General features: G+C 59.6%; 7 protein-coding genes. 1 reads left to right on the top strand and 6 read right to left on the bottom strand.

Going from position 1 to position 18,968, the window contains the following annotated elements; all coding sequences use genetic code 11:
* Position 1: 1 nt before the first annotated feature.
* From TM5383_RS07815 to TM5383_RS07835, 5 genes are all read right to left on the bottom strand, one after another.
* Entirely contained in the window at positions 2–4,627 is a 4,626-nt protein-coding gene (locus TM5383_RS07815; protein WP_058318496.1) for a MupA/Atu3671 family FMN-dependent luciferase-like monooxygenase, read from the bottom strand.
* Position 4,628: 1 nt separating this feature from the next.
* On the bottom strand, positions 4,629–5,717 hold the full coding sequence (locus tag TM5383_RS07820; protein WP_082645433.1) for a glycosyltransferase family 2 protein: 1,089 nt from the start codon (positions 5,715–5,717) through the stop codon (positions 4,629–4,631).
* Positions 5,718–12,227 carry a type I polyketide synthase gene (locus TM5383_RS07825; protein WP_076400139.1) on the bottom strand — a complete coding sequence of 2,170 codons (6,510 nt, stop codon included), beginning with the start codon at positions 12,225–12,227 and terminating at the stop codon, positions 5,718–5,720.
* A 125-nt stretch (positions 12,228–12,352) separates the two neighbouring features.
* Positions 12,353–13,699, bottom strand: coding sequence for an oligosaccharide flippase family protein (locus tag TM5383_RS07830; protein WP_076400141.1), 1,347 nt, complete (start codon positions 13,697–13,699; stop codon positions 12,353–12,355).
* On the bottom strand, positions 13,696–14,511 hold the full coding sequence (locus TM5383_RS07835; RefSeq protein ID WP_058318497.1) for a glycosyltransferase family 2 protein: 816 nt from the start codon (positions 14,509–14,511) through the stop codon (positions 13,696–13,698). The genes TM5383_RS07830 and TM5383_RS07835 overlap by 4 nt, the downstream gene beginning before the upstream one ends.
* Before the next feature lie 267 nt (positions 14,512–14,778).
* On the opposite strand from TM5383_RS07835, the gene epsE reads away from it, so the two are divergent.
* Positions 14,779–16,050 carry an exopolysaccharide biosynthesis GT4 family glycosyltransferase EpsE gene (gene epsE / locus TM5383_RS07840; RefSeq protein ID WP_058318498.1) on the top strand — a complete coding sequence of 424 codons (1,272 nt, stop codon included), beginning with the start codon at positions 14,779–14,781 and terminating at the stop codon, positions 16,048–16,050.
* Here epsE and TM5383_RS07845 read toward each other — a convergent pair.
* Positions 16,034–18,898: a calcium-binding protein gene (locus TM5383_RS07845; RefSeq protein WP_058318499.1), complete on the bottom strand. Its 2,865-nt coding sequence runs from the start codon at positions 18,896–18,898 to the stop codon at positions 16,034–16,036. The two genes, epsE and TM5383_RS07845, sit on opposite strands and share 17 nt — an antisense overlap.
* Positions 18,899–18,968: the final 70 nt, after the last annotated feature.

An 18,968-nucleotide genomic window follows, 5' to 3' on the forward strand; every position in this document is an offset into this window, starting at 1 on the left:
GTTATCGTTTCTGTCGGGCCATGCGGCGTGCGCGCATTTCTTTGCGCCGCGACATGGCGTCTGCTCTTGTCTGTTGTGGACTGTGTTGATTCTGCGAAGCTGTTTCAAGGTGGGAAAAATCACCCGATCGCTCAACTTTTGCGGTAGTTGATGGAGGTTGTGATCCATCTGGCGTGGCGGCCGCCACCTTTTGACAGAGCGCTTCGAGAACTGGGAAGCGGAAAATATCTGTGATCCCCAACGAAGTCGCGCCCAAGCGGCTGCGAATTTCACGGTGGGCCTGCACGGCCAACAATGAATGCCCACCCAGATCAAAAAAGTTGTCACGTGGCCCGATGTGATCAACGCCTAGAACCTCGCTCCAGATCGTAGCGACCTGTTGTTGGATGGTGTCTGCCAGCGGTGCAGTCGGCGTCGTGTCATTTCGCCGTGTTTCCGGTGCCGGCAGGGCGTTGCGGTCGATCTTCTTGTTTGGGGTCAGCGGGAATTGATCCATGCGGACGAATGCGCTGGGCACCATATAATCGGGCAGTTTCGCGGTCAGATCCGCGCGCAGCGCCGCTTCATCCACCGCAGCGCTGGCTGTGTAATACCCGACCAGTTGCGCGCTGCCAGAGGTGCCATCGCGGGCCACGACAACGGCCTGTGTGATCGCATCATGCGTGGCGATCACCGCCTCGATCTCTCCCAGCTCAATCCGGTAGCCGCGCAGTTTTACCTGATGGTCGGCGCGGCCCAGATAGTCCAGACGCCCGTCGCCGCGCCAGCGTACCAGATCACCGGTGCGGTAGATGCGATTGTCGGGGATGAACGGATCGGGCAGGAACCGTTCCGTCGTCAAATCCTCGCGCTGCCAATAGCCACGGGTCACACCCGCGCCGCCGATATACAGTTCGCCTTCCGCGCCGATGGGCACTGGCTGCATCTGCTCATCCAGCACATAGGCCTGCTGATTGGCCAGCGGCGCGCCGATGTTGGCGGTCGCCTCCTCCCCCGTTGCGGCGGCAGTGGTGGACCAGATCGTGGTTTCCGTCGGCCCATACATGTTGCTGATCCGCGCGTCCGTCACGCTGCGCAGGTCAGTGACCAGATCACCAGGCAAAGCCTCGCCACCGATCAGCAGGTGGTTCAGGCGACCAAGGGCAAATCGCGCCTCGTCGTTCATCGCAATCATCCGCGCCATAGAGGGTGTGCATTGCAGGTGCGTCACATCATGGCGCAGGATCTGCGCCGCGATGGAGAAGTCGTCGTCGGCCAATGCGTCGCCGATATTCGCACCTTCCAGCACGCGGGCAAGATGGGTCAGCCCTTGCAGCACGGTCTGTTTTTCGATGCCATAGTCGATCAGGCACGCGACCTCATCCACGCCGATCCGCTTCAGTTGCTCAACCCGCGCCAGACAGTCATCGACGGTGCCAAAAAGCCCAGAGTCCTCAAAATAACGTTGGAACGCGAAATCAAGGATCGCCTCCAGCTCCTCGCCATCGAGGGTTTCTAGGTTCAGGTCAAAGGCGTTCTTGACCCCTTCAGGCCGCTTGAAGGCAGGGAAGGCCCAGGCAAATTGCTTGATCAACCCAGCGGCGGAGCGCAGGTAATCCTTCATCGGTTCGCGGGCAATGTCGCGGGCGACTTCGCGATCCTCTGCCACAAAGGTGTGCAGCATCAGCGTCACAGTGAAATCCGCTGGATCATGACCCGCTTCGCGCAGGGCGGCGTGGTAGATCTTGATCTTCTCGCCCACCTCCTCAACCGACTGTCCCAGCAGGTGAGTCAGGACGTTGGCGCCAATTTCCCCCGCCTCGCGCCATGTGGCGGGGTTGCCGGCGGTGGTGACCCAGATTTGCAGATCTTTTGACACCGGACGCGGTTGGGTCACCACGGGGTGCATGGTGCCATTGCCCATGGGAAATTCCACCGCCTCACCGCGCCACAGTGCACGCAGCTGTTCTATACTGCGCAGCATGGCGGGTTTGTTTTCCGGCGGGGTGTTTTCAGGACGCAGCACAAAATCATGCGGCTGCCAGCCTGATGCGATGCCAAGGCCGGTGCGCCCGTTCGTCAGGTTGTCGATCACCGCCCATTCCTCGGCCACTCGCGCGGGGTGGTGCAATGGGGCAACGCAACTGCCTGCGCGCACGGCGATGTTCTGGGTTAGCGCGGCAACCGCGGCACCGGTGACCGATGGGTTGGGGTACGGCCCGCCAAAGGCGTGGAAGTGGCGTTCCGGCGTCCAGACCGCACAGAACCCGTTCTGGTCGGCAAACTTCGCTCCTTCAAACAGCAGTTCGTACTTGTCGCGGCCGACGCCATCATCGTTGCCCCAATAAAACAGGCTGAAGTCCATATCGCGACCGGTCTGGTTCACGGGCCCCGACGACACCAACGCGCGGTTATCGTCTGATGACAGCACCAGCTTGAAGCCACGTGATAGGGTATAGAACAGCTCCAACACCGAAATGTCGAAGTTCAGCGATGTGACCGCCAACCATACGGCGCCGTCTGCGGGGCAGATCACCCCGTCCATTCCGGTGAAGAAATTGCTGAGGTTGCGGTGTTCGACCATCACGCCCTTGGGACGGCCGGTCGAACCAGAGGTGTAGATCATATAGGCCAGATCGCTGCCCGCGACCGCGACGTCCAGATTGTCGGTGGGGGCCGATAGGATGCGCGGATCGCTGTCCAGTGCCAGCACCTCTGCCTGATGGGTTGGCAGATCGCCCAGCATGCCCTGTTGGGTGGCGATGATCTGGCAGGCGCTATCCTCAACATACAGCGCGATGCGATCCGGCGGGAAGGCGGGGTCTAGTGGCACATAGGCGCCGCCTGCCTTCAGTATGCCAAGGGCGCCGATCATCAGATGCGGCGTACGTTGGGTGTTGAGGCCAACCAGCGCGCCGGCTTTTACCCCCATATCGCGCAGAACATGCGCCACCTGATTGGCGCGGGCATTCAGTTCCAGATATGTGAAACTCTCCCCCTCTACGACCAAGGCCGTGGCATGTGGGGTCTGCGCAACCTGCCGTTCAAACATCTGATGCAGGCAGAGGGCGTCGTCGTAATCGACAGCGGTTTGGTTCCAGTCGTTGAGGACGATCTGACGCTCCGCCTCTGGCAGGGTGGGGGCGTCGTTAATGGGGCCAGTGGCCGTTGCCAGCGACGAGACCCGCGCAGCCAGTGCTTGCAGGTAGATCGCTGGCACCTGCGCCGCATCGGCCCGTAACGTTGGGGTGGGGGACAGGCACAGTGTCACCAGCGCATCGGGGCAGAGCGCGGTAGTGTCGCTGATGGCCAATTGTGGTTGCTCAGACCTTGCGATGTCTTTGGGTAGCCGCGCGGGCAGATCGCTGGCGACAGGGCCAAGGGTGCGCAACTGGTCCAGCGCGGTGGTGACTGTATTCGCCAACGCCTCAACCGTGCCGGTGGTCGGCACGCGCAGCGGGGTCCATGGCAATAGGTACTTCTGAGACGCAGTATGCGCAGGCGTATGGTAGGCCAGATCCACATGAGGCGTTCCCGCGATCTGCGCGGCGACCATGGCCCAGCCGATCAGCGCCTCTGCGCCTGTGCAGCTTAGCGGGTGATCTGTGATCCCCGCCTCTCCGGTCGCGGTGCCGGGCAGTTTGGCAGGTGAGAGTGTTTCAAACAGCGGACGCAGCGTGGCTTCTGCGCGGGCGGTGGAGTGTAGCGCGGTGTCAATGGCGGGAACCGCGCCTGCGTCGGCGGGCAGTAGGACCGTTCCGACAGGGGCCAAGCGTTTCACATCAGCGGCGCGGCCATCGTTGTGGGTCAGTCCAGTCAGGCGCAGCGCACCGCTGCCGCAGGCCACGGTGAGGGCGTCATCATCGGCCGCCAGCACCGTGCCTGCCACGGCCGGTTCTGCCGCCACAGGCTGCGCGCTGCCGATCAGCAGCAATGTGTCCGCCACCGCGATTTTCGCCCGACATAGCGGGTTCCAATAGCCGCCATGATCAAGCGCGCGCACCAGCGCATCCAATTCAGTCGCACTGGTGGTAAAATCCAGATGCCCTCCCGCTCTGGGCCGCGCGGTGAAACCGTAATAGCTGCGCTGCGCGAAGCTTTGCGGCGTTGCATCTGGCACACCGCGTTCCAACTGATCCAGCAGATCGGGGAAGCTGTCTAGCGCCGCCTCATAACAGCGGGTGTTGAGTGTCAGGGCTGTGTCGCGGGGGTGAATGTCAAACATCCGCTGCACCACAATGTCACCGCGATCTGCCCCCGCAGTCATCAGATGCCAGGTGATGCCATGCCGCGCCTCACCGTTTTTCAGCGCCCATACGGGGGCGTTTAGACCGGCATAGGCGGGCAGTGGCCCGTCGTGAAAATTCACCGCCCCGCAGCGGGGGCGGGACAGAACGGCGTCCGGCAGCATGTCGAGATTGGCGATGGACAGGAGCCAGTCAAACGCGTCCGGCAGTTCAGTCGCCAGATTGCTGTCAGGGCTGCGTGTGTCGATACCTTGCTGTGCGGCCCATGCAGCAACATCTGTGGCGCGGGTGACAATGGCATGGATCTGGTGCCCACGTCCGCGCAGCACCTCTGCGCATTGGATCAAGAGAGATTCATTGCCGATCAATACAGTGGAAAGGGGGGGGAAACCTTCGGTCATATCAATCCTTTGAACGCGTGTTGGGCTGATTGGTGGCCGGAAAAATAGTGGCTATCTGCGGTGCCGGGGTCGGACGCAGGGCAGCGATGGCATCGTGGGATGCCAGATCAAATAGAAAACGATGGGGATCGGCGCTGGACTTGTTTTGTAGGATGCTGCGCAGACGGTGGATTATACCGCCCATGAGGTGCACCAAAGTTGCGCCCAAAGCCGCTATGCGGCCGTGGTTTTTTACAAAGTAATACCACCGTGATCGGAACCAGTAGCGTGGGGTGCGTTGCCATTTGCCCATGCCGGTCGATACGGACCCGATGTGCATCACCCGCGAGGTCGGCACATAGGCAATGCGATAACCCGCGCGCTGTCCGCGCAAACTCAGATCGGTTTCTTCAAAATAGAGGAAATAGCGTTCATCAAATACACCGATTTGATCCAGCATTGATCGGCGCATCATCAGGCTGGCGCCAGCCAGCCAGTCAACATCGCGTGCCTCTGTCAGGTTATCCGGCATATCCATCGGGACGCGCGTATTCGCCAGGGCACGGGAAACGGGCCCCAGACGAACGGCGCCTTCAAATTCGCTCGCCAGTGATGGGAAGCGAAAAGTTGTTAGATGCCGCAGACCGTCTTCGCCGTAGATCAGGCTGCCTGCGAATCCGACGTCAGGATGTGCGGTCATATGACTGATCAGCGCGTGTATGGCTTCCGTTTCGGGGAACGCATCGGAGTTGAGGATATAGATGAATTCTGGCGGTGTCTGGGCAAAGATCGGTAGGGCCAGACCAGCGCGGATGCCGAAATTATTACCTGCGCCGAACCCGCCGTTGTGCCCGGATTGGATGACCGTGACATCGGACCATTCCGCGTCGGCAACATGCTGTTGCATCTGTTCAAACGACCCATCTTGAGAGTCGTTGTCGACAATAACGATATGGCCTGACAATCCCTCCAATGCCGAGCTGGCGCTGTCAGCTGCGCGCAGGGTCATTGCGGCGGTACGGTAATTCAGCAACACGCATAGCACCCCATTTTCTGCTGGGGCGTGGTCTGGTGTGTGTGTTTGCTGATCAAAGCCAGAAACGCGCTGCATTTATTCCGCTGCCTTCCTGCTGTCTAAATCGGTCGTGGTCTGTACGTCTTTAGATCTTGACGTATGTCGATCTGCATCGGCCAAGACCGTTCGCAAATGTGTCGAAAGAACCCGAACGTTAGGTTCGAGAACCATCGAATCGTGATCGCCGGGTACTTCGTACACCTCTATTTGCGGGGTCCATTGTCCCCAATCGTTGTCATGCAGAACATATGCGCGTTCATGATCGATCAGCCGATCCGGTGCGACTTGCCATTCCCCACGCAAGGGGGGGCGTATCAGGGTGATCGGGCCAGACCACGGGGCGACCTGATACTTGGCTACCGCGGTGAGGAAGCCCGCCTCAATCGCGGCATTGTGGAATTGTGGTGTCGCGCTGTCATCCTCGGCAGTGCGAACGCGTCGTTTTTCCAGTTCCCAGCGCAGACGGTTCGTGACCCAACGGCCCAAATAGGCTGGCCCGTGCCGCCGCAGATTCATTGCCTGAATGGCCATACGGTCGCGCAATGACAGCGGTCGACGCTGGGGCAGTGGCGTGTCCAGCAGAACCAGCGCCTCGACCTGTTCACCCGTCGCCATTAGCTGTTGTGCCATTTCATAGGCCGTGATCCCGCCGCCGGAAAACCCACCCAACAGATAAGGGCCGTGTGGCTGCACTTGACGCAGTTCGGCGATGTAATCGCGTGCTGCATCGGTTATGTCTGAATGTGGGGGCGCATCGCCGAAAAGGCCGCGTGCCTGCAGGCCGTAAACTGGGCGATCCTGCCCCAGCAGCGTTGCCAAATGACGCAGGTTCAGCACGTTCCCGAACATCCCCGCCACAAGGAATAGAGGTGTGGCCTGATTTGATGTTCCGCCGTCGCTCATCGGAACCAGATGGGTGTAGCGATTTTGCGCCGGCTGTGGCGTCGTCGTTGCCGCGGCATCTATTTCGGCGTTCTCTGCTGGTAGCAGGGCCGCGATTTTGCGCACGGTCGGTGCCTCAAACAGTAATGAGATTGGGAAATCACTGCCAAAGCGTTTCTTGATCCGTGAAAACAGCCGTACTGCAATCAGTGAGTGACCGCCAAGGTCAAAGAAGCTGTCGTCCAACCCGACCTGTGAAATGCCCAAGAGATCCTGAAAATACCCTGCCAGCTTTTTCTCAACCACACTTTCAGGGGCGGCATAATCTGCATCCAGCTCCGGCCGATCAAACGATTGGCTGCTGGCGTTGGTGGTCTCAGGCTCTGCTGCTTCGCTGATCAGCGCATCCAGATCCATAGAGGAAATATAGATCTGCGACAGCGGTTGTGCCAGTGCCCGTAGAAAGGCTTGTCCGCCCTCAGATGGGCGAATGCCCTGTCTGATGTTGTGCTGCAGGCGCTCTTCGGCGGGTGAAAGCGGGCGCTGGGCCTCTTCTTGGGATGCTGGCTTGGCGGTTGGCAGACCCGCTGTCATCCGTCGGATCGATAGGCCTTCAACTTCGACCAATACGGTGCCATCTGGTGCGACCAGTGTGATGTCAAAACTTGCAGTTTCATCTGTGCGTGTGTTGGTGGCTGCGTTGCGCACCCATGACAGGATGGTGGGCTGCAATGGTGCGTGAACGGTGACCCTTTGATATCCGATCGGAACCCACAGGTGATCGCCCTGATAGCCCGCGATCAGCTGCATCGCCCATCCTGTTGCGATATCCATCAACCCTGGGTGTAGGGTATACGCATCCAGATCTGGCTGCAGATCCTTGGGTAGGGCCAAATGTGCCAGACCTTCGGTTCTGGTTGGGGCCAGTGCCATAGCACGTAGAACCTTCCAGCGTGGGCCAAAATTCAGGTGCGCCTCTTGTGGTGCGGGAATGACCGGTCGTTCGGCCATGTCGCCTGAGACGTCAGTCGCCCCATCGACGTCGCAGCGCGACGTGATGGCGGCCATGTCCAATGGCGTTGCGGTGTCCTGCAGGATCAGATCAACGCGCGCTTCGGCATTTAGATCATAAATGGTGGATGCGCGGGCGCTTTCGATGGTGACGTCGTAGCGGGCTGGTCGGCTGGCATCGTCAGGTGTCAACGTCACACGCAGCTGGGTTTGCTCATCCTGTGTGACCATCAGTGGTGCAAGAAAGGTGAGATCCCGGATTGCATAGGGTGCTGTAATATCTTGTGCAGCAAGGGATTGCTGAATCAGTTCCAAATATCCAGTGCCGGGGAGGAGGATCACGCCGCCCTTGGTGCGGTGTTCGTCCATCACCCAATCCGCCACAGACAGTGTGCCCTGATATTCCAGCGCGCCATCCATACGCTGACGTACTGTTTTCAGTAGCGGCTGGGCAATGGGCGTTCCGGTGGGGGCAGTTTGGCGCGGATGCGCGGGGCCATTGCGCGCGGCCATTGCATCGGCGGCCATCCCTACTTCGGCCCAGACCCCCCAGTTTAGCGCCAGCGTGCGGGTTTTGCGCCCCGCGCGTGCTGCAGCAAAGGCGTTTAGAAAGCTATTGGCGGCAACATAGTCCACCTGTCCTGCAGGCGCCGTCGCGGTGGAGCTGGAGGCAAAGACCACCATCCAGTCCAGCGATCCATCTGGAAACAGCTGATCCAGAACCTGCGTGCCATGTAGTTTGGCGGCGAAAACCTGTTCTACCTCTGCCGATGTCTTGCTGGCGATGGGACCGTCGTTGATCACACCGGCGGCATGTATCACGCCATGGATATCGCCCACATCATTCCGCACTTTGCCTAGGGCTTGGCGCATATCTTCGATGTTGGTTACATCGGCTGGCAGGATCAGAATTTCGTGACTGCCAAGTTGGTCCAGCCGCATGATCGCGCGGATGCGTTTGCTGATGATGTCATCGCCAGGCTGGCTGCGCAGATAGTCGGGCCATTCAGCACGATCCGGCAGTGCGCTGCGCGACAGAAGAACGATGTTGGCGTCACATGTTTTGATCAGGGTTTCCGCAATCGTCAGGCCGATACCACCAAAACCGCCAGTGATTATATAGGTGCCACGTTGGCGCAGTTTGGCATCATTGGGCAATGCCGCAGAGCTTGGCAATGGGGTTGGCCCATACTGCTGTTCGAACCGTTTGCCCCCCCGTAGCGCTGCGGTTTGATTGGCGGGTTTGGCCAGGACCTCTTCCAGTAAGGTATCGCTTAGCTGTTGCGAATCCGTGTCCGCTGTCAGGTCTAAGTCTAGCACCGCGCAGGTCAGGTCGGGATATTCGCGCCCCATTACCCGCGCTGGTCCCAGAACTGTAGATTTCTCTGGATAGGGCAGTGCTTCATCCCGCACCTGCATTGCGCCAGACGTTATGACGGTTAGATGCGTCTGAGGATTGCCGTCCTCTGCCTGTTCGGCCAGCGCCTGTGTCAGATGCAGTAGCGCGTCAAAGCCGTATTCCAGATTGCGATGAAAGAACGTGGAACCCGGGCGGTAGGTTTCGGCCTTGGTGGTCAGCCAGAGGTGGACGATCCGGTCGGGCATACGCCCCGTGGCGGCCAGCGCGGCGATCAACTGATCATAACCCGCACGGCCCTGTTCCGGCGCCAGAATGAAATCATCCCCCACTGCCGCAAAGCGGTCGCCGCTGCGGACAGTGGTGACCGTGTGACCGGCCAAACGTAACCGTTTGCTCATACCGGCGGCATAGCCCGCGTCATCTGCAAAGATCAGCCATGTCTGCGGTGCGCTGTCGCTGAGGTTGCCCACAACATCCACCGTGCAATCGGCGTAGCGTGGCGTCCAGACAGGGCGGTAGCCCCAACTGTCCATATCATCGCGGCGCATCAGTGGTGCGGCCTCAGCCGCTTGTACTCCCACGGCAGGTTCGATGAAATAGTCCTGATGTTGCCACGCATAACTGGGCAGCACCACGCGGTTGCGCCGCGCGTTGCCCCAGAACTGGCCCCAGTCGAAATTGACGCCCACCGCCCACAGACGCCCCAGCATGGTGGCGAAATAGACATCATCCGCTACGTTATCCTGCGGGTGGCGCAGGGTGGATATGACGCGGTTCGCGGCCACATCAGGCTGCGCCTGTGTCAGCGATGACAGCGCCTTGCCCGGCCCCACCTCTAGGAAGACGCGATCGGGTGTTTGATCCAGCGTGGCGATACAGTCGGCGAACAGCACCGTATGGCGCAGGTGATCGACCCAGTAGTTCGGATCCGTCGCCTGCTGGTCGGTGATCATCTGCCCTGTGCGGTTCGAGGCAAAGGGGATCTGCGGCGCGCGCAGGTCGAGCCCCTGCAAAAAGGCGCGGAAGCGATCAAGGATCGGGTCAAGCATCCGGCTGTGCGCGGCGATGTTAATGGCCACATCCTGGCAGTCGATGTCTTGCGCTTGCAGGTTTTTGTGCAACTGATCCAGCTCTGCGCGCGGACCTGTTGCGACAGACAGCCCGGGGGCATTTACACTGGCCAGATCCAGATCGTCGCCCAGATATCCACGCAACTCCTCTGCTGGCAGGGCAACCGACAGCATGCCGCCCGTGGGTACGGTGTCAAACAACTGCCCGCGCAGATGCACAAGGTCGATACAATCGGTAAACCCGATGACGCCCGCCAGACAGGCGGCGGTGTTTTCGCCCATGGAATGGCCAACCAGTGCCGCAGGGCGCACACCCCAGCTGATCCACAGTTGCGCCAGCGCATATTCGGTGATCATGATCAGCGGCAACTGCACAGACGGTTGTTTGAGCGCCTCATCCGCTGCGGATTCTTCGCCCACCTCAGGCAGCCAGAGGGCGCGAATGTCATAATCCAGCTTGGCCTGCAGGTGGTCCAACCCACGGTCCATCCAATCGGCAAAGACCGGCTCTACCTCATAAAGATCGCGTGCCATACCCGCATATTGTGCGCCGCCGCCGGGGAACATGAAAACCACTTCGGGACGGTCCAGCGCCGTGTGGGTGAAGACACGGCGGCGATCGTTTGCGGCCAGCAGATCGGCCGCCTCTGCATGGGTTTCAGCCACAACCACGCGGCGCTGTTCAAAGGCGCGGCGGCCTTCTTTCAGCGTGTAGGCAACATCGGCCAGTGGCTGATCCATACGGGTGCGTAGGTGTTCAGACAGCCGTTCACTGCCTGCCTCCAGCGCCTTCTTGTTGCGGGCCGACAGCGTGAGGATTTGGAAAGGAAAGTCCGCCTCTTCCGACGCGGCGCGCATCGGCCCTTCCTCCAGCACCGCATGGGCATTGGTGCCCCCCACGCCGAGGGAGTTCACGCCAGCGCGGCGCGGCCCCTTGTGCGACACCCAGTCCTGCAAGTGATCGTTCACCTGAAAGGGGGAACCGTCGAAATCAATCGCCGGATTGGGCGCCTCATACCCTAGCGAGGCAGGCAGTTTGCGATTGTGCAGGCTGAGGCTGGTTTTGATCAGGCTGGCGACACCGGCGGCGGTGTCCAAGTGGCCGATGTTGGTTTTCACCGATCCGATGCGGCAGAACCCCACCTCATCCGTGGTTTCGCGGAACGCCTCTGTCAGGGCGGCAACCTCAATCGGGTCGCCCAGATAGGTGCCGGTGCCGTGGCATTCGACGTAGTCAATCGTGTCGGCGCTGATGTCGGCTAGTGCGTGCGCGTCAGCCACCGCATTGGCCTGCCCATCGACGGAGGGCGCAAGATATCCCGCCTTGGCCGCGCCGTCGTTGTGCACCGCGGTAGATTTGATCACTGCCCAGATGTGATCGCCATCCGCAACCGCATCCTCCAGCCGGCGCAACACAACAACACCCGCGCCGGATCCAAACACGGTGCCTTGCGCGCGGTGGTCAAAGGCGTGGCATTCCCCGTCAGGCGATAGGATCTCGCCCTCTTTGAATAGGTAGCCATGGCCCTGTGGCAGCTCAATCGTGACACCGCCCGCCAGCGCCATATCGCATTCCCCGTTCAGCAGCGACTGACAGGCATAATGCGTCGCCACCAGCGAGGTGGAACAGGCGGTTTGCACGTTCACCGACGGCCCTTTCAGGTCCAGCACATGGCTGAGGCGGGTGGTCATGAAATCCTTGTCATTGCCAGTGTGGCGTAACAGGAACATGCCGGTGTCATCCACCAGATCGCGGTTTGAGCAGATGTTGAAATAGAAATAGCTGCCCATGCCGCAGCCGCCGAACACCCCAATGGACCCGTCGAAGTTCTCCGGCATATGCGCCGCGTTTTCCAACGCCTCCCACGACACTTCCAGGAATTGGCGGTGCTGGGGATCAAGGATCGCTGCCTCTTTGGGGGAGAAGCCGAAGAATTCGGGATCAAATGCTTTGTAGCCCTTTAGTTCAGCGGCAAAGGGTACATAGTCAGGGCGGTCCACCAGATGCGGCGCTTCGCCGTTGGCAATCAGCGTCTCGCGGTCCAGCGGACGGATCGCGCTGATGCCCTGCACCAGATTGTTCCAGTAGGCCTCTACCGTGTCAGCGCCGGGCAGTCGCGCTGCCATGCCCACAATCGCAATGTCCGCCGCACCGTGTGGGTGGGTGTCATGTTGCGGTGCAGTGGTCTGGTCCGTGGCAGGGCGTGGGCTGGGATCGGGCATTAACTAGAACTCATTCACAAATCTACACTACGACATACGGGTTAAATGTGGAGTCTTTGAGGCGTATGCAGTGAAAAACAGGTCGAAAAGGTGTGAAAAACTGCACAAAACGCTGAAAATACACGTTATGCGGCGATGGTTAGTATCTTCTCCCAGTGGAGGAGAGTGATCGCCGCGCCGCCGCACAGTCCAAGCAGTGTAAATACCAGATCATGCAACGGGTCCCATGCGCCTTGATGACGGGCCAGCCAGATCACTACCGGATAGGCCAGCACCCCCGCTAGGCCAAGGCCCACAATTGCCCCCAGAAGGCCCGCAACCTCTAGCCCCATTGCCAACGCTGCCAGCAACAAGATCGCGCGCGTGAGCGATAGGGCGAAAAACCTGCGGCTATCGCCGTTGGCAAGGGCCGCGCGGTCATAGGTTAGGGTGATCACCTGTGGGATCTGCATGATTGCCAACAGACTGACGATGGCACCTGCCTGTTGATAGCGATCATCGTAAAGCAGCCCCACCAGCCACGGCCCAGCAGCAGCCATGGTGATCAGTAGGATCTCCAGCGCGAACGTCGCGCCCATCCGCATCCTGCGGAGCGCGAGAAAGTTTTCGCGCGACTGATCCGGCGGGCTTTGACGATAGATCGGGATCAGCACCTTATGGGTCACCATCCCCCCTAACATCAGCGGGAAAGAGGCGAGGAAGTAGCCGATATTGTAAACGCCGAACTGATCAAGGCTAAGGTATTTGCCGATCAATAGCTTATCGCCCTGCAACACGATGAAGCCGCAGATTGTCGACAGGAAAATCCACTTTCCGAAATGCACCAGTTCAGTCCGTGCAGCAGGTTCCCAGCGCAGGCGGTTTCCGGGGCCGGGCAGCCACAGGTGTAGCAGGATCAGGTGAATCAGCGCCGCAGCGACACCGCTGATGACCAACGCCCAGACCGATTGCAGCACCCATGCGGCGGTGATGGCGATGATCAGCCCGCAGACCTGCATTGTCAGATCGATCAGGGTGACGCGACCGGCCTGCAAATGCCTGTTGGCGGTTTCCAGTTTGGTGGGGTTAAACCCCGCAATCAGCAGGCTGAGCGCCGCAAAGGGCAGGATTTGGCCTAGCAGTGGTTCGCCATAAAGCTGGCCGATAGGGTAGGCCAGCGCGCAGGCCGTCAGCCAAAGGGCGGCACCACGGATCACCTGCAACGTCCACGCGGTGTTCAGGAAATCGGGGTCATCGCCCCGCTTGCTTTGCATGATGGCGGGACTGGTGCCCATATCGGAAAACATCGACAGGCCCACCATTACCACGGTGACCAGTGCCATCAGGCCAAATGCCTCTGGGAAGAGGAGGCGTGTCAGCACCAGATTGGACAAGAGCCGAAGGAACTGGTTGGCCGCAAAGCCGCCCGCATTGATCGCAGAGCTGCGCAGGGCGCGGCCCATCAGGCCGGATTTCTGTGCGGTGACGCTCATCGGCCACGGCTCCACGTTTGTTCGCCGCGGTTCAGGCGGCCCAGCAGACGCACGCCCGCGTAGACCGCAAAGCTGAAAGGCATGCGCAGCACCGTGCGCGCCAGCGCGGCGCGGCCATAGGGCAGCTTGTCGTCATTGGCTAAAAGATGGGGGTAAAGCGCTTCAATCTCGCGCACACCGGCATCCTGACGGCGGCGCACCTTCAACAGGTTCCGAAGCCCGTCGACGAGGGGCCAGTCGTATGTTGCAGTGACCTTGTGCCGCTCAGTCGAGGTGAACTGCAGTCGCACGAAGGTGTCGTCGGCAATGATCTGCGGGAAGTCTCCCCAACGCGCCCGTCCCGCTGCGTTCACCGCAAACAGGCCACAGCCCGGAACGCCGTCACGGATAAACGGCACAGTGCGATAAAACTGGGCAAAGGCGCGGGTGATCCGGCTGGGGCTGTCGGGGATCAACAGCGTGCCGCTGGCATAGGCGGCGCTGTCGGTGTCCAGCACTTCGGCAATCTGTACCAGAAGCTCCGGTGCGATTTGGACGTCTGCGTCTAGATAGATGCGCAGTGGTCCCGCCGCCGCCGCATCCCCCGCATTCAGCGCATTGGGTTTTCCGCCCTCGGTGAGGTCAATAACGTGGGCTGCGAACGGCAGTGTGTTGGTCAGGCCACGGGCAATATCTGCGGTATCGTCGCTGCACCCGTTTGCAACCACGACCACTTCGACCCCGCAGTCCGGTGCCGTCGCCGCCGCGATCGAAGACAGGCAGCGCGGCAGGGTGATTGCTTCGTTATGGGCCGGAATGATGATGGAGATCATTCGCCCACACCCTTGTCGATCAGGCGCCGAAGAGACACAAAAATCCGATTGTTTTTTCTACGGCCCACGCGGCGGAGTCCTTGGGTTGTTTTGTCGGGTTATAAAGGGAATTGGAAAGTTTGGTTAAGAATACTGGTAAACTGAATTGAATTTTCTACGTATTTATAGACACCCTCCACTTTTTTAGGGCTCTTTACTGAAATCAATCACTGCCGTGGTCGAAACACAAGCCGCGGGCGGATAACACGACGCAAAGGATCCACTTCTGTGAACACCACCCCCAAGATTGGATATCTATTGCCTGGCTTCCCAGCGCAATTTCATAGCCGATACTGGCGTGAGGTCCTGAAGATGGAGGCGTTGGGCGTCGAGGTGGTGTTGTTTTCGGATGCCCCGGATGAGACTGTAGCCCACTCTTGGGCCAAGGGCGCGCAGCAACGGACGGAGTATCTGGCTCATGGTTCGGTTGCTTCGACGTTTGCGACCTTGCCCAAGTTGCCCTGGCGAAAATTGCAAAAGGGGCGCGGTGGCGTCGAGCATTGGCGTAGTGTGACACAGGCGGCCCCAGCGGCGCGCCAGTTGGCGCAGTCGTGCAAGGCGCAGGGTGTGACCCATGTGCATGTCGCGTCTTGTGGACCGATGGCGCTGGTCGCTGCTTTGGCGCACCATCTTTATGGGCTGTCTTATTCGCTGCAGTTGGATCAGGCATTGTCTGATGTTGGTGTTGGCCAACGGTTCAAATGGGCAACGGCGGCCTTTGGCACGGTTGCATCGCAGGCGCTGCATGATGAATTGTCGCTGCTGTTGGGGGCGGGAATACCCGAGGTCGTAGCGGTGATGCCTCTCGGGGTCGACACAGACTATTTGCGTCGCGAATGGCCCTACAGCCTGCCAGAGCAGGGAAAACCATTGCGTCTGGTGGCCAGCGCCGCCTTGGCAGCGGACAAAGGGCACGAGGCGTTGTTGCAGGCCGTCTTGCAGTTGCAGACCCGTGGTATCTCGGTGAATTTGGAAATTCTGGGCGAAGATGCCGAAGGTGGTAGCGGTTTTCGCACTGAATTGGAGCGACAGGTTGCTGATCTGGGCCTGATCGGCACCGTGTTCATCCCAGGTGCTTTGTCCGAAGACACATTGCGCGATCGTCTGTGTTCGGCGCATGTCTACGTGATGCCCAGCCCAGCCCAAGTCACCGAAACAGCCATCCTAGAAGCGATGAGTTGTGGCTGCCCCGTTGTGGCAGTGGAATGTCCTACTGCGAACCAGCTGATCGTGAACGGTCGGGACGGTATTCTGGTCGGGGCGGAAGACACCGTCGCCTTTGGGGCGGCATTGGAATATCTGGCCAGTGATCCCGAGCGCGCGGCCAAGGTCGGTCAGGCAGGGCGTCAGCGCGTCCTTGATGCGTTTGACGTCACGCAAAGCGCGCGCTTCGTTGCGCTACAGGCAGGCTTGGAGTTGCCTTCACAAACTGAACAGCCCGCCCCGCAGGATGTTTTGGACGCAGTCCTAGAAACAAATCCGCTTACTCACGCGGAGTGATGCGATAGATTTGATTGGGGGCGTCAGAAAACTCCAGCTGCTCTACCGCAAACATCCTGACCTCACCTAGTGGGCCATTGGCAATCAGAAAGGCGCCAGCGTCTGGCTGACCTTTGATCGGCGACCAAGAGATTTGATAGTCCTGCGCGGCCCCAGCTAGGATGGCGGTGTCCGTGCCAGCCCCGCCGTGTAGGCGGTCGGCCCCGCCGTTGCTGATCAGCCAATCGTCACCCGGTCCCGCCACTAGAACCTCTGGCAGGGGGGTGCCTTCGATCACTTCGTCCTGTTCTGTACCTGCAAGGGTACGGCCGCGGCGGAATGCGATGGGATCGCGTGTTTCCCATTCCGTCGATAGTGTGGCGTTTGCCTGCTGCAAGACCGCCCAGCGTGGATTGTTGTCCGCCAAGTGGCGCATCCCACCCCAACTGCCCCACTTGCTGGGGGCGGCAACATCGACAAAAGCGTTGAACAGCGTGCCCCCAGCCGCTTGCCAGCCTTCGATCACCTCACTGTAGAGGGCCGCCATTTCCTGACTATAGTTCAGGGTGATGAAGAAATCGTTCAACTGATCGTCGTTCTGCCAGCCTTCTTCGGTGGTGATATGTGTGCCGCCTTCGTACATCAGCAAAGCCATGTCATGGGCGGCCGCAACGCGGGCGTGGTAGGGGAACGTGTCGCGGATCAGCTGTTGTACTTCACCGTTCTTCAGCAATTTGTAACTGCGCTTCAGGGCTTCGCTTTGTCCTAGACGCAACCAATCTTTGACTTGTGCCGCTTGCGGTGCGCGGCCCAGTGAATGCCCGAAATAGCCGGTGATGGCATAGGCATCAAAGTGCGCTGCAGGTGCGCGATGGGTGCGATCCTCAGCAGTGTAAAGAGGTGCGTTCAGCAGGGCCTGTTCCAGTCCATGCCAGCCAGTGTGGGTGGCAATCACGCGCACCAGACGCGTCTGTGTTTGATCCCCGAACACATCGGTCCAGATGGTTGCGACCTCTGCGGCGCGCAATCCTGCCCATTGCATCCAGGCATCACTGTCGCGCACCTTTTGGCCCCAGCGCGCTATGGCTTGATCACTGGCGTATTGCGCCTGAGAGAAAAGGAAATTCCAAACTTCGTTGGAATATTCCACATAAGCTTTCAATTCTGGCGCCAGATCCGCCGCAACCATTTCGGCAAAGCGGCGGACATAGGTGTCGTCGGCACGGTGGGGCATGTTGAACCACGGATCTGCCCCGACCCTGTTGGCAAGATCGACCATGACCTCGACCGGAACGCCGCGCCAGCTGTAGCTATAGTCATCTATGCGTGGCCGTTCATCCCAAGTGGTAATCGGGCTGTCGTTTGTTGCCATCCAGTCCATGAAGCGTAACACACGCATGTCTTCGATCTGGGCTAGCCAATCAGGGTTGAACTGTTCCCCCATAGTCCAGAAAGGCAGATGGCGCTCATGAATGACGCGGATGTTGCGGATTGGGTCAGTTTCATCAATGGCGGCTATGGAAATGGCAACCAGCCCGTCACCGGGGGTAAAGCTAAACCACATTTCACCGGGGCGTGCGGTGACATCCTGTGCGCGCCCCAGAAGCTGAATGCGGCCGTTGCCATTATAGGTCAGCCGGTAACGTCCAGCAGCCATATCTGCATCGGCGGGCAGATCCGTTAGAACAAAGGTTTCCAGACGCTCTACACCATTGGGCATGCGTCGTGGCCAACCTTCGGCATTTAGATCGCCGTTGGCCCGCATCGTCGCGGCATCCATACCGCCCCATTGGCCAGTTTTATGGCCAATCCAAGGGCGGGCGGATTTCATCTGATCAATGAATGGCATTTGGGTCGACCAATCAGAGATGCCATTCAGCCCAATGCCTAATGCGGGAATTGCGGGGGGGGCGGTGTCGCGCGCAAGATCACGCTGGATTGTCTGAGGCGGACGCAGTGCGCCAGTTCGCGCGGTCTGGATCATTTGCACAATCGTTGGGTAGTTCTGACGGACCAGCGGGTGAATCACTTCTGGTAGGGACATTTGCGTAGGCAATTCGTCACCGAACATTGGGCCATAGCTGATCAAGGCTGCCAGAAAATAGATCGTTGCGGTGCCGTGGGGTGCATCATCTGTAAAGAGATCCGTGGGGCGTAGCGCGGCCAATTCTGGACGCTTCAGGATCTTGGTCAGGGTGGTGGCAATCGGCAAAACCTCAAGCGACATATTCGGGCGCGCCTGTTTCAACGCGTCGGCATAATCGCGATACCATTGATCATAGGCGCCGCTCTGCGCGGCGAGATAGGCGTTGAATTCCGTGCGGCTTGGGGGGAATTGGTCAACCACTCCGGCCATATCCGCCCAGCCTTGATAAAGGAAAAACCGCATCTCGGTATCGCCGGGATCTGAATTGGCCCAATCCAGCACTTTTAGACTGGCGGCGACAGCACTCAGCCGATCTGGGTTATCGCCGGGAATTATTGCGGTGGGCGATTGAAACTGTAGAAAATTCGCTGGTGTTAGCACCACTGCGGAAATGTCCGACTGTCCCAATGATCCTTTGCGGCGTTCCCAGACACCGCGAACGCCGCTGATTTGCCAATTTGGCTCGGGGGGTAATTGCGCCGCGTGATTGAGCAGAAATCCCCAACTGCCGTCCGCCTGCAAGCGCGTGCCCCGCGTCTGTGCAATCAGGTTGAGCCAATATGGCGTAGATGCCAGAGGCAGCCCATCAAGGTGATGCACCAGCGAGTTGCCAAAGAAATAAGCCTTGAGCGGAGGTGCCTCGGCATGTGAGGCGCTGGGCAGGGCAGCGGCCAGCCATAAAACCAGTGCTGTCAAAATTGATTGCAGGCGAAATCGGCGCATCACGCATCCTTTGGTGTCAATCGGCGGACCAAACGGGTTGCGGTTAGACTATCGGGTTTTGATCCGATTT

The sequence above is a fragment of the Thalassovita mediterranea genome (assembly GCF_001458435.1).
Classification (GTDB): Bacteria; Pseudomonadota; Alphaproteobacteria; order Rhodobacterales; family Rhodobacteraceae; genus Thalassobius; species Thalassobius mediterraneus.

What these genes read in the sequence shown, in the direction of transcription:
- TM5383_RS07815 (WP_058318496.1), bottom strand. Translation starts at nt 4,627, where the DNA reads ATGACCGAAGGTTTCCCCCCCCTTTCCACTGTATTGATCGGCAATGAA.
- TM5383_RS07820 (WP_082645433.1), bottom strand. Translation starts at nt 5,717, where the DNA reads ATGCAGCGCGTTTCTGGCTTTGATCAGCAAACACACACACCAGACCAC.
- TM5383_RS07825 (WP_076400139.1), bottom strand. Translation starts at nt 12,227, where the DNA reads ATGCCCGATCCCAGCCCACGCCCTGCCACGGACCAGACCACTGCACCG.
- TM5383_RS07830 (WP_076400141.1), bottom strand. Translation starts at nt 13,699, where the DNA reads ATGAGCGTCACCGCACAGAAATCCGGCCTGATGGGCCGCGCCCTGCGC.
- TM5383_RS07835 (WP_058318497.1), bottom strand. Translation starts at nt 14,511, where the DNA reads ATGATCTCCATCATCATTCCGGCCCATAACGAAGCAATCACCCTGCCG.
- TM5383_RS07845 (WP_058318499.1), bottom strand. Translation starts at nt 18,898, where the DNA reads ATGCGCCGATTTCGCCTGCAATCAATTTTGACAGCACTGGTTTTATGG.